At 57.1% G+C, this 13,300-nt stretch carries 5 protein-coding genes; all 5 read left to right on the top strand.

Annotated elements, in window-relative coordinates:
* The first annotated feature begins 21 nt into the window (after window positions 1–21).
* The 5 genes from ACTCIA_RS11185 to ACTCIA_RS11165 are packed head-to-tail and all read left to right on the top strand — an operon-like array spanning window position 22 to window position 13,052.
* A complete protein-coding gene (locus ACTCIA_RS11185) occupies window positions 22–2,571 on the top strand; it encodes an efflux RND transporter permease subunit (protein ID WP_463001903.1) in 2,550 nt (849 codons plus the stop codon).
* Window position 2,572: 1 nt separating this feature from the next.
* A complete protein-coding gene (locus ACTCIA_RS11180; protein WP_463001902.1) occupies window positions 2,573–6,901 on the top strand; it encodes an amylo-alpha-1,6-glucosidase in 4,329 nt (1,442 codons plus the stop codon).
* The gene (gene glgP, locus ACTCIA_RS11175; RefSeq protein ID WP_463001901.1) at window positions 6,898–9,450 is read left to right on the top strand and encodes an alpha-glucan family phosphorylase; all 2,553 of its coding nucleotides are present in this window, start codon (window positions 6,898–6,900) and stop codon (window positions 9,448–9,450) included. The genes ACTCIA_RS11180 and glgP overlap by 4 nt, the downstream gene beginning before the upstream one ends.
* A 30-nt stretch (window positions 9,451–9,480) precedes the next feature.
* On the top strand, window positions 9,481–11,019 hold the full coding sequence (locus ACTCIA_RS11170; RefSeq protein ID WP_463001900.1) for a glycogen synthase: 1,539 nt from the start codon (window positions 9,481–9,483) through the stop codon (window positions 11,017–11,019).
* Between the two features lie 14 nt (window positions 11,020–11,033).
* A complete protein-coding gene (locus ACTCIA_RS11165) occupies window positions 11,034–13,052 on the top strand; it encodes an alpha amylase C-terminal domain-containing protein (protein WP_463001899.1) in 2,019 nt (672 codons plus the stop codon).
* Window positions 13,053–13,300 lie beyond the last annotated feature (248 nt).

Below are 13,300 nucleotides of genomic sequence, written 5' to 3'. Positions count from 1 at the left end.
AAAGCATTGTGACCCATATTTATGAAAAAAGATCCGCCCCTTATTGACCGGTTTTTTGACCGTGTGGTGCTTGCCCGACCGGTCCTGGTTCTTGTCTGCATTTTAATGGCCGTGGCTGTGCTGGCCCGGTATGCAGTTGATCTGAAAATCGAAGCATCCGCCGATACCCTGGTGCAGCAGGACAATGCGGATTACCTTTACTATCAGAAGATCATCGAGCGATTCGGATATGATGATTTTCTGGTCATTGCCTATAGCCCGAAATCCGGGGATCTGCTGTCAGAGAAAGTGCTTTCCCGGATCGGCCAATTGCGCGATGAAATTGCCGACATGGACCGTGTTGCCTCGGTGGTCACCATCCTGGATGTGCCGCTTCTGGAAAGCCCGCCCATGCCGGTTGCCGAACTGGTGAAAAATGTCCGCACCCTGTCGTCTCCGGATGTGGACCTCTCCCTTGCCAGAAAGGAGCTGCAGACCAGTCCCCTGTACCAGGATCTGCTGGTGAGTTCCGATCTTGAAACCACGGCCCTGCAGATCAATTTCAAAAGCGACCCTGCATATGACAAGGTCTGGCAGCAGCGCCAGCAGCTTCGGGCCAAGGCCGGGCAGGGGGAGCTGAGCCCGGCGGAAGAAAGGCAAATGCAGCGGCTCCAGTCGCTTATCGACAAACACTGGAATCGTATCGAGGCCCAGCGCAGCAGGGATATCGCCGCCATCCGAACGATCATGGAAAACCATGAAAATGACGCGGACCTGTTTCTCGGGGGCGTGAGCATGGTGGCAAACGACCTGATGCGCTTTATCCAAAAGGATCTCAAGGTCTACGGCGGCGGGGTGCTGCTGTGCATGACAATTGTGCTTTGGCTGATTTTCCGCCGGGTGCGATGGGTTGTGCTGCCCCTGGTCAGCTGCGGGCTTTCGGCTGTTGCCACCATGGGGCTGATGGGATTGTTCGGATGGAAGGTCACGGTGGTATCGTCGAACTTTATTGCCCTGCAGCTGATTATTACAATGGCCATTTCCATTCATCTGGTGGTCCGCTACCGGGAACTGATCCTTGCCGCTCCGCATAAAAGCCACGCCCGGCTGACCGCAGAGACGGTCAAGGCCATGAAGACCCCGTGCATATACGCGGGGCTGACCACCATTGCGGGATTCGGGTCCCTGTTGTTTGCCGGCATCAAGCCCGTGCAGACCTTTGGCTGGATGATGTCCGCGGGTATCGTGGTATCCCTGGCTGTTACATTCATATTTTTTCCGGCCGCACTGGTGCTGTTTAAAAAAGCACCCCCGCCCAGCGGGGGCGGCTCGCGCATTGCCCTGACCCGGTGGCTTGCGGGCTTTACCCGTCACCACGGCCGGATGATTGTTATTTTAAGCCTGGTGGCCCTGCTGCTCAGCGCGGCCGGCATTGTCCGGCTGCGGGTGGAAAACGCCTTTATTGATTATTTCAAGTCCAGCACGGAAATCCACCAGGGCATGACCGTTATTGACCGGAAGCTGGGCGGCACCACCCCCCTGGATGTGATCATTGATTTTAACGGCAGCAGCACGCAGGCCCAACCGGAGCCGGCCAGTGACGACGGCGGCGGGTCAGACGGGTTTGATGCGTTTTCCGAATTCGATGAATTTGATGATCCGGCGGATTCAGGTAAGTACTGGTTTACACCACACCGGCTCGACCGGATTGAAACACTTCACGATTACCTGGATGGATTGGATCACACCGGAAAGGTGCTGTCGCTTGCCACCCTGATAAAGGTGGCCGAGCGGTTGACCGGCGGCCCGCTGGATACATTTGACGCGGCCCTTTTGTTCAATGAATTTCCCGAACAATACCGGCAGATGCTCGTGGCCCCGTATGCCTCGGTGGAACATGACCAGGCCCGGATCAGCCTGCGGGTTATCGACTCGGATCCGCAACTGCGGCGAAATGCGCTTTTGAAAAAAATCCAGCACGATGTAGAGGAAAAACTGGGGTTTGCCAAAGACAGTGTGAAACTCACCGGCATGCTGGTGTTGTATAATGATGTTCTGCAAAGCCTGTTCAGCTCCCAGATCATGACCCTGGGACTGGTGATACTGGCCCTGATGATCATGTTTCTGGTTTTGTTTCAATCCTTTACCATCGCATTGATCGCCATTTTCCCGAATCTGCTGGCCACCGGGGTGGTGCTTGGGACCCTGGGCTGGGCCAATATCCCCCTGGACATCATGACCATCACCATTGCCTCGATCAGCGTGGGTATTGCCGTGGACGACACCATCCATTACATACACCGCTTTCAGCGGGAATTTCAAAAAGACGGCGATTATCTGCAGGCCATGCAGCGCTGTCACGGAAGCATCGGATATGCCATGTATTACACCACCATTATCATCATCATCGGGTTTTCCATCCTGGCCACCTCCAATTTCATCCCCACGATTGTTTTTGGGGTGTTTACCGGGCTGGCCATGTTCATCGCCCTGGTGGCCGCACTGACCCTGCTGCCGCAGCTGATCATATGGCTTCGGCCCTTTGGTCCGGCCGGCCGGGTACAAAGCGAAAATCCGGAGCAGGCGGACTGAGATGACAGTATCCCAGGATTTGTCCCAGAGCCCGGCCCCGGGCAAAAAGCATCTGGCCTTCCGGGGCGATGCCGTTGTTTTTTATCTGCATGTACCCGGCCAGGGTCCGGGCACTGCCTGGCTGCGTACCAACCTCGGCCGGGCGGCTTTGGCCAGGCAGGAGGTGATCTGCCAGGTTGAGCAAAACGAGCCCATCTTGTATCACGATTGGTCGGATATCCCCATGGTCCCGGCCGGAGAGGGCCGTTTTGAGCTGACTGTTGGCTTAACCGAAGTGGGCCATTTCGAGGCCAAGGCGTTTTTTTTGCCCGAGGGAAAGGAGTCGCCCGTATGGCCGTCCGGTCCCAACACGATCATCAACGTGGAGCCGGCGGAAACGGTTTGCGGCAATATCATTTACAATGCCTTTGTCCGTCAGTTCGGGCCCAACAAGCACCAGCGGCAGCCGCCGCCCGGGGCTGCGGATTTCGAGTCCCTGGATCACCGGGGGTACACAGTGATACCTCCGTCAGGAAAGTTCCGGGACCTGATCGATGAGCTGGATTTTATCATCGGTCATCTTGGATGCCCGTATATACAGCTTTTGCCCGTACATCCCACGCCCACCACCTATGGCCGCATGGGGCGGTTCGGCAGTCCGTATGCGGCCCAGAGTTTTACGGCCGTGGATCCGGCCATGGCGGAATTTGATCCTGCAGCCACACCTCTGGAGCAGTTCATGGAGCTGGTCGATGCCATCCATGCCCGGCGCGGCCGGATTTTGCTCGATATTGCCATCAATCATACCGGCTGGGGGGCAAGCCTGCATGAAATCCACCCGGAGTGGCTGCACAGGGAAAAAGACGGCAAAATCCAGATGCCCGGGGCCTGGGGCGTGGTCTGGGAGGATCTGACCAAGCTCGATTACAGTCACCAGGATCTGTGGCAGTACATGGCAGAGGTGTTTTTGACATGGTGCCGCCGGGGAGCGGACGGATTTCGCTGTGATGCCGGATACATGATTCCTGTGGCGGCCTGGCGCTATATTGTGGCCCGGGTGCGTGAGCAGTTTCCGGACACCTTGTTTTTTCTGGAAGGTCTCGGGGGGAAAATTTCCGTGACCCGGGAGATTCTGAATACGGCCAATTTCAACTGGGCCTATTCCGAGCTTTTCCAGAATTATGACAGAGGCCAGGTGATGGCCCACATGGCCCTGGTGCAAGACATTTCTGAAGCCGACGGCCAGATGATTCATTTTGCCGAAACCCATGACAACAACCGTCTGGCATCGGTTTCCAAACGGTTTGCCCGCATGCGCACCGCTGTTGCGGCCCTGATGTCGGTGGGGGGCGGATTTGCCTTTGCCAACGGCGTGGAATGGTTTGCAACGGAGAAAATCGACGTGCACGGGTCCCCGCCGTTAAACTGGGGGGCGGAAGAAAACCAGGTGGATCATATCCGGCGCTTAAACGCACTTCTCAAGACCCATCCGGCTTTTGCCGCCGGGGCGGGCCTGCGTTTTGTCATGGCACAGGAGGGCAATTTTGCGGCCCTGCTCCGCCATGACCGCCATGGCCAAAACCGGCTGCTGGTTGTAGCCAACCTGGATGCGGACAACGCGGTGCCGGCCCGGTGGGAGGATGTGATCGAGCCCCTGGCAGACGGCGCTTTTCTGGACCTGGTCAGCGAAGCCCGCATCCGGGCGGAAAAACAGGACAACTGCCGGCAGATGCTTCTGGCGCCCGGGCAGGTTGTGTGTTTGAGCAATGCACCCGGGGAGCCGGAACGGATACGGGATTTTGAGCAGGCCGGCAATCGGGTTTCCGCATCTGTTGTCCACCAGCAGCTGCGGGCTGCGGTATTGGAGGTATTTGCCTTTTACCACGGCACCTGCGACTTAAATGGTTTTGACCCGGATGCGGCCGCCAGGCAGCTCCGGGATGATCCCGAGGCTTTTTTGCGGCAGATGAACCCGGAAAGCCCGGAATCCCGTGCCATTGTCTGGCAGTGGCCCGAAGATGCAAAACGAGAGGTGATGGTGCCGCCCGGCCATTTTCTGCTGGTGCGGGCATCTTCGGATTTCCGTCTGCAGCTGCGCTGCAACAATCAGGTGGTATCCGGGAAATATGCCTTGTGCGCAGCAGATGGCAGCTGTTTTGCCCTGATCCGCCCCGGGCCCGCAAGTGCGGACCACCAGAGGGCAGAGCTTCGTCTCACCCTGTATTCCGGTCATGACAGTGTCCGGGCAACCGGAAATCTGCTGTATCTGGCACCCCTGGAGAAGGTGGGGGTGGTGCGCGAAATTCCCCGCACCCGGCTTATGGCCCAGCCGTTTCTGTTTCTGGCCACAAACGGCAGGGGGGCTATGATGCGGGCTGCCACTTATGCCCGGCGCATGCGCTCGCGCTATGATGCACTGCTTGCGGCCAACCCGGATCCGGCTGCGCCCGTTGACCGCTGGATCATGCTTTCCCGGTGCCGGATCTGGCTGGTTTATCAGGATTATGCCCAGGCCGTGCGCACGGATTGCCTTCGCAGATTTGTCCATGATTATGACGGCCGGGCTTGCTGGCAATACCGGATACCCACAGGGCTCGGGCGCCATATCCGGTTTTTCGTGCAAATGGCGATGATAGCAGGTGAAAACCGGGTGCGGCTTTATTTTTTCAGACACCCGAAGGACTCGGCAGATCAGCTCGAAGACCAGCATCGGGTGCGGATTATTGTGCGGCCCGACATTGAAAACCGCAGCTTCCATGATGTCACCAAGGCGTTTACGGGCCCGGAGCATACATGGCCCGATGCCGTGGAAGCCCGTGAAAACGGGTTTTATTTTCAGCCCGATCCGGAGCACGGACTTTCGGTGAATATGACCGGGGCCGCATTTGTCCGGGAGCCGGAGTGGCAGTACATGGAATATCGTCCGGTGGAGGCCGAAAGGGGCCTGGATCCCAACTCGGATCTGTTCAGCCCGGGTTATTTCACATGCCGGCTTGCCGGCGGTCAGTCCATGATGCTGGAAGCCTCCATGGACACTGCCGGGGAGGCGGCCCGGGACAAATCCACGGGACAGCCGGATCTGAGCGCAGCCAGCTCCGCCCCCCTGCCCGTGGCCGCGGCCATGAAGCAGGCCCTGGACCATTACGTGGTGGCCCGTCAGGGCTATGCCTCTGTGATTGCCGGCTACCCGTGGTTTCTGGACTGGGGCCGGGATTCGCTGATTTTTTGCAGGGCCCTGATCGCCGCAGGCGAGCATGAAAAAGCCGCAAATATTTTGCGGATGTTCGGCCAGTACGAAAAGGACGGTACCCTGCCCAATATGATCCACGGCCATGATGCGGGCAACCGGGATACTTCTGACGCGCCCCTGTGGTTTGCCGTCGCGTGCCGGGACCTGGCCGAAGATCTCAATTCCGTTGATTTCCTGGACGAACCGTTTGAGGGCCGGAGCCTGCGGCAGATTTTGTTTTCCATTGTTTCCGGCTATATCTGCGGCACGCCCAACGGTATCCGCATGGACCGGAAAACCGGTCTGGTTTTCAGCCCGGCCCATTTTACATGGATGGATACCAATTATCCGGCCGCCAGCCCACGCCAGGGCTATCCGGTGGAAATCCAGGCCCTGTGGTATGCGGCCCTGGTGTTTGTGTCCGGGCTGAAACCGCCACAACATGCCGAAATTGATATTGATTTAAAAGATTGCGCCCAACGGGTGGCCAAGTCCGTTCTGCGTTGTTATTTTAATAAATGGCGGGGTTATTTGTCAGACTGCCTTCATTGCGAGTCCGGCGCCCGGCCGGATCAGGCCGCGGCCGACGATGCCCTGCGGCCCAATCAGCTCTTTGCACTCACCCTTGGCGCCGTGACGGATACGGAAATCTGCCGGTCAGTGCTGGATGCCTGCTCCCAATTGCTGGTACCCGGCGCCATCCGCAGTCTGGCGGATCAGCCGGTGATTCATCCGCTGGAAATGTGGCATCACAATCACCTGCTGGCAGATCCTTATCATCCGTATCAGGGACGGTACCAGGGAGATGAGGATACGAGCCGAAAGCCGGCTTACCACAATGGTACAGCATGGACCTGGGTGTTTCCCTCTTTTTGTGAAGCCTGGGCAACTGTGTACGGAGAAAACAGCATTGCCACGGCGCAAAACTGGCTTGGCAGCAGCACTTGTTTGATCAACAGCGGGTGTCTGGGACATGTACCGGAAATCGTCGACGGCGATCATCCGCATTTCCAGCGCGGATGCGACGCCCAGGCGTGGGGGGCCAGTGAGCTGTACCGGGTACTGAAACAGCTGGAGACAGCAGCCGGGAAGAAATCCGGAAAACAACAGAGGAAACCATGACCCGTTTGCAAACTTACCAGGTATTCCCAAAGATTCCCGAACGACTTGAATTTCTGGAAAAATTGGCCCGCAACATGTGGTGGTCCTGGCGCCTGGATGCCATTGAAATTTTCAGGCGTGTCGATCCCCGGCTATGGAGTCAGTCCAACCGCAACCCCTTGATCTTTGCCACCATGATTGCCCAGAAGCGCTTTGAGCGGAGCCTTAAGGATGACGGATTTCTGGCTCACTTAGACCGGGTTCAGAAGGCTTTTGAAAAAGAGATTGAAACCCCGGTGGATTATTCCCAAACCCCTTACGGCGCGGACGCTCAGATTGCCTATTTTTCCATGGAATTCGGCATCCATGAAAGCCTGCCGTTTTTTTCCGGAGGTTTGGGGGTGCTGGCCGGAGACCACCTCAAGGCTTCCTCGGATCTGGCGCTTCCCATGGTGGCCGTGGGCCTTTTGTACCGAAAGGGCTATTTTCACCAGTACCTGGATCATGAAGGCTGGCAGCAGGAGCAGTATCCGGAAACCGATATATTTCACATGCCCGTGCGCCGGGCCCGGGATTCGCAGGGAAATGAACTGACCATTTCAGTGGAGGCGTCCGGCGGGCTGATTTACGCCAAGGTCTGGAAGATCATGGTGGGCCGGGTTGCCTTGTATCTGCTGGATACCAATATTGCGGAAAATCCCCCTGAACTGCGTGAAATCACGGCCAGTCTGTACCCGGGCGATTCCGCCGTGCGCCTGGCCCAGGAAGTCCTGCTGGGAATCGGGGGCATGAAGGCATTAAAGAAGCTGGGTATTGAACCGGCGGTATGCCACATGAACGAGGGGCATTGCTCCTTTGTATGCGTTGAGCGCATTGCCCAGGTCATGGAGTCCAGAAATGTGGACCTGCAGACCGCCATGGAAATCGTGCCCCGAAGCATGGTTTTTACAACCCATACGCCCGTGGCAGCCGGATATGACGAATTTCCCCCGGAACTGGTGCGGCCGTATCTGCAGGAATATCAAAAGCGGCTGGGCACGGATGTGGATAGGATTTTGTCCTGGGGGCAGACCGGAGAGAAGTTTGATCCCCATGTCAAGCTGTCCATGTTTGTGCTGGGGCACAATTTTTCCCAGTTCTGCAACGGTGTCAGCCGGCTGCACGGAGAGGTGGCCCGGGGCATGTGGAATCATGTCTGGCCCCAGCGGCCGGTGGAGGAGGTGCCCATTTCCCACGTAACCAACGGCATCCACATTCCCTCCTGGATTTCCATTGAAAATCACATGCTCTTTGAACGCTATCTGGGTCCGGACTGGTATGCCACCGACTATGATACAGACAGGGCAGAGCGCATCGATCAAATATACAACGAGGAAATCTGGCGGGCGCGCGAGATGAGCCGGTCCCGCCTGGTGCGGGCATGTCGTTCCATGATGGTCCGGCAGTACGGCCGCCGCAATGCGCCCAAAGCGGTTATGAAGGAAGTGGAGTCCGTGCTGGATCCGGAAATTTTGACCATTGGATTTGCCCGCCGGTTTGCCACCTACAAACGGGCTTACATGCTGTTTATGGATCCAGAGCGGTTTGAAAAGCTCGTGGGGTCCAAAAACCGGCCCGTGCAGTTTGTGTTTGCCGGCAAGGCCCATCCCAAGGACCATGAAGGCAAAGACCTGATCCGTCAGGTGGTGCAGTTCTCCAGGCGGCCGGGCATGCGAAACAAAGTCGTGTTTCTGGAAAATTATGATATCAACCTGGCCCGTTACCTGGTTCAGGGGGTGGATGTGTGGTTAAACACCCCAAGGCGGCCTCTGGAAGCGTGCGGGACTTCGGGCATGAAGGCCGCGGTTAACGGAGTGCTGAATTTAAGCATCCTCGACGGGTGGTGGGCCGAAGCCTATAGTCCGGATTGCGGATGGTCCATCGGCAACGGCGAGGAATATGAGGACCATGCCTACCAGGACCAGGTGGAGTGCCGGGCCCTGTACAACATCCTTGAAAATGACGTAATCCCAACGTTTTATGACCGCAGGGAAGGCGATACCCCGGATCGGTGGGTGGATATGATGAAAAATTCCATGAAGCTGGTGCTGGGAAATTTCTGCGCCCACGGCATGGTGCGCAATTATGAAAAGGACTATTATCTGCCTGCGGTTCGAAACCATGGTGTTTTGACAGAAAACAACGCAGAATCGGCCGGAAAACTGGTGGCCCAACGAAGACGCCTGAAGCGGGAGTGGCCCGAAGTTCGCATCGAGCCCCCGCAAAGCGACATTGAAGTGCCTTTCCGTGTGGGCGACCGGTTTCAAGTGGATACAAAGGTTCACCTCGGGGCCCTGGAGCCCGGGGATGTGGAAGTAGAGCTTTATTACGGGAGCCTGAAAAGCGTTGACGAGCTCAAAAACAGCCAGGTGTGCCCCATGTCCGTGGCAGAAGACCTGGGCGGGGGCAGTTACCGCTATACCTGCGAGGTGGTCTGCCAGGAGGCCGGCCGGTTTGGTTTTACGGCCCGTGTCACGCCGCGGGGCGATGATTATTTGAAAAACGCGCCGGGTTTTCTGACCTGGGCGTAATCCGGTGCTTGACACCGACAGGAAATTTTGATGCCGGAAAAGACAACCAATCCCCGTGTGCTCATCGTGACCCCGGAAGTGACCTACCTGCCCCAGGGTATGGGCAATATTGCCAACTATCTCTCGGCCAAGGCCGGGGGGCTGGCTGATGTGTCAGCCGCACTGATCAGCAAGCTGTTTGCCCTGGGCGCGGACGTGCATGTGGCGCTGCCGGATTATCGGGGTATTTTCCACAAACACATCGGCCCGCTATGGGATATTTACCAGAAAGAGCTGGATACTTACCGCAAGTACCTGCCCGAAGACCGGCTGCACCTGGCCGAGGACCGGGCCTTTTATTACGTGCATCACGTGTATTCCAATCTTTCCCAGGAAAACATGAAAATCGCACTGGCGTTTCAGCGGGAGGTGATCAACAATATCCTGCCCCGGGTCCGGCCGGATCTGATCCACTGCAATGACTGGATGACCGGTCTGGTGCCGGGATATTCCCGCATGGTCGGCATTCCATGCCTGTTTACCATCCATAACATTCACACGGTCAAAGCCGCCTTATCCGAAATCGAGGACCGGGGCATTGACGCGGCCGCCTTCTGGCAGAACCTGTATTATGATCACATGGCGGTCAATTATGAACAGAGCCGGGGCGGGAATCCTGTGGATTTCCTTGTTTCCGGGGTTTTTGGCTCTCATTTCGTCAATACGGTGAGTCCCACGTTTTTAAATGAAATTGTTTCCGGCCGGCACGGGTTTATCTCGGATGCCCTCCGCCGGGAACTGACCAACAAGGTGGAGGCCGACTGCGGCTACGGGATTTTAAACGCCCCGGATCCGAGCTATGATCCGGCCACGGATCCCGAGTTGTTCCGCAATTATACGCCCTCTGATGCATCCGAGGGCAAGCGGGCCAACAAGCGCTATCTGCAAAAGCACCTGGGCCTGGTCCAGAATCCCGAGGCACCGCTTTTTTTCTGGCCGTCCCGGCTGGATCCGGTACAGAAGGGCTGCCAGGTGCTGGCCGATATCTTGTACAAAATGGTGTCCAGGTATCATGATGAGCAGATCCAGGTCGTGTTTGTGGCAAACGGGGTGTTTCAGCCCTATTTTATTGACATTGTGCATTTCCACGGCCTGGAGGAACAAGTGGCGGTCTGCAGCTTCAGTGATCCCCTTTCGCGGCTGGCCTATGCATCTGCTGATTTTTTGTTCATGCCGTCGAGTTTCGAGCCCTGCGGCCTGCCCCAGATGATCGGGCCCAAGTACGGCACCCTGCCTGTTGCCCATGATACGGGCGGAATCCATGACACGGTGGAACACCTGGATATGGCAAACCATCGCGGAAACGGGTTTTTGTTCGAGGTTTTGGATGCGGCTGGGCTCATGTGGGCCGTGGACCAGGCCATGGCCTTTTACCGGCAGCCCCCGGGGGTAAAACAGCCGCAGATCCAACGGATCATGGAGCAGAGCGCGGCGCGTTTCAACCACGAGGTCACGGCCCGGCAATACATCGATTTGTATGAAAAAATGCTTCACCGGCCTCTGGTCTCCCATTCCTCTGAAATCGCCTGATACAAGGAAACGCCATGGAACCCTGGCAGCAGCTTGTCGCACTTGATTCGTATCTGGAGCCCTATGCGGAGACCCTTCGCAGACGGGCTGATTCCATCAGCGCCCTGGAGGACCGCCTGACCGGGGGCAATCAGTCCCTGGCCGATTTTGCCTCCGGTCACGAGTATTTCGGCCTGCATTTGCGAAACAATCAATGGGTGTTCCGGGAGTGGGCGCCCAATGCCGAGGCGGTTTATCTCATCGGCGACATGACCGGGTGGAAGGAGGACCGGGGCTTTGCCCTGGCACCCGCAGCGGCCCCGGGGGTATGGGAAATCCAAATGCCCGAAGACCGGCTGGGGCACAAGGACCTTTACCGGCTTCGGATCCACTGGCCCGGTGGCTCCGGCGACAGGATTCCCGCATGGGCCCGCCGGGTGGTTCAGGATCCGGATACCCTGATTTTCAATGCCCAGGTATGGCTGCCGGATTCGCCCTATGTGTGGCGTCATCCCGGATTTGTCTGCCCGGACCGGCCGCCGCTGATCTATGAGGTGCACGTGGGCATGGCCCAGGAGGAAAAGAAGGTGGGCACCTATCGCGAGTTTGTGGACCGGGTGCTGCCGCGCATCGCTGCCGCCGGATACAATACCATCCAGCTCATGGCCGTACAGGAACATCCCTATTACGCCTCCTTTGGCTACCAGGTGTCAAACTTTTTTGCGGCATCATCTCGCTTCGGCACCCCGGAGCAGCTCAAGGAGCTGGTGGATGCCGCCCATGAGGCGGGTCTTTGCGTGCTCATGGACCTTGTTCACTCCCATGCCGTGGCAAACGAGGCAGAGGGTTTAAACCGGTTTGATGGTACGGATTATCAATATTTTCATGCAGGCGACCGGGGACATCACCCCAGCTGGGATTCCAAGCTGTTTGACTACGGCAAAACAGAGGTCCTGCACTTTCTGCTTTCCAACTGCCGGTTCTGGCTTGATGAGTACGGGTTTGACGGATTTCGCTTCGATGGCATCACCAGCATGCTCTATACCCATCACGGGCTGGGAAAAGCTTTTGTTTCCTATGATGATTATTTTGACCACAGCGTGGATGAAGATGCCCTGGCCTATTTGTGCCTGGCCAACAAGCTGATCCATGAAATCCGCGAAGATGCCGTCACCATTGCCGAGGATGTCTCGGGAATGCCCGGGCTTGCCCTGGAAAACAAATCCGGAGGCGTTGGCTTTGATTACCGGTTTGCCATGGGCATTGCCGATTACTGGATCCGGGTGATCAAGGAATATAGCGACGAGCACTGGCCCCTGGGGACGATCTGGCACGAGCTGACCAACCGGCGGGCAGAGGAGCGGACCATCAGCTATGCCGAATCCCACGACCAGGCCCTGGTGGGCGATCAGGCCCTGATTTTTCGGCTGATCGGCAAAGACATCTATGCGCACATGCACAAAGACGATCCCCGGATGACAGTGGACCGGGGTGTGGCCCTGCACAAAATGATCCGGCTGATCACCCTGGCCACAGCCGGTCACGGGTATCTCAATTTCATGGGAAACGAGTTCGGCCATCCCGAGTGGATCGATTTTCCCAGGGCTGAGAACAACTGGTCCTACGCCTATGCCAGAAGGCAATGGCATCTGGCCGATGCCCCGGATCTGAAATTCAGGTGTCTGGGCGATTTTGACCGGGACATGATTGAAACGGCCAAAAAATGTGAGATTCTGTCAAAGGCCGGGCCCGGCCTGCTGTGCCATCATGAATCCGACAAGGTCCTGGCATTTGAGCGAAACGGGTGCGTGTTTGCATTCAACTTTCATCCCGCCCGATCCTATACCGATTACCGGATTCCAGCCCCGGCCGGCGCCTACACCACCATCCTGGACTCGGATGCGGAGCCATACGGCGGCCACGGGCGCCTTTATTCCGGCCAGCGGCATTTGACCCTTCATGAAGACACCCATGACGGTCCCCGGGATTTTCTGCAGCTTTATCTGCCCACCCGCACGGCCCTGGTGCTTTTTCCGGAATCGGACAAGAGCTGATTTCTTTGCTTATTGGTTGATGGCGCCGTAAAAGTCCAATATCTGCGTTACGCGCAATTTCTCAGAATTTCACCTACGGATAAGTACGCTGCATTCTTCGAAATTGCGCAAGCCTTGATCTTGAACTTTTACGGCGCCATCTGAAATCAGCCTTCCAAGGAAGTCCAAGGGCGGGGTCGGTTTGTAAGCGACATTGAGCGTTTACGGAAAAATTCAGCAAATGCCGGAGCTAAAAAATTTCAAACTGT

It is taken from the genome of Desulfosalsimonas sp., assembly GCF_055149105.1.
This window is presented reverse-complemented; position numbering and strand designations above follow the sequence as displayed.